The sequence below is a fragment of the Bradyrhizobium sp. Kon58 genome, from assembly GCF_055807455.1.
The window spans coordinates 1-299 of sequence record NZ_JBVVOT010000329.1; the positions used below are offsets into that span (position 1 = coordinate 1).

General features: G+C 53.8%; 1 protein-coding gene. It reads left to right on the top strand.

Annotated elements, in window-relative coordinates:
• Positions 1 to 195, top strand: a 195-nt coding sequence (locus AC0L20_RS40650) for a nuclear transport factor 2 family protein (protein ID WP_473295769.1), incomplete at its 5' end; no start/stop codon positions are given.
• Between the last annotated feature and the right edge of the window lie 104 nt (positions 196 to 299).

Below are 299 nucleotides of genomic sequence, written 5' to 3' on the forward strand. Positions count from 1 at the left end.
GTCGAGAAGAATGGCGAAGCCCCCGAAATCACCACCCGACTCGACGTGCTGGCTATCACCCCCACGACAGCTGTGGTGCGTGTCGATATGGAAAAGGACGCCATCGGCGCCGACTACAACGACTACCTGACTCTGATCAAGATTGACGGTGGCTGGAAGATCATCGCCAAGGTCTATCACCAGTTCGAAGGGTGAGTGGTCACCGATTGCACATCATTTCCCTTCGAGCGGTGCACTGAGGAGGGCCTGGATGTGTTCAAAAATAGACAAGTTGAAGGGACTACAAAATGCCTGTCGTT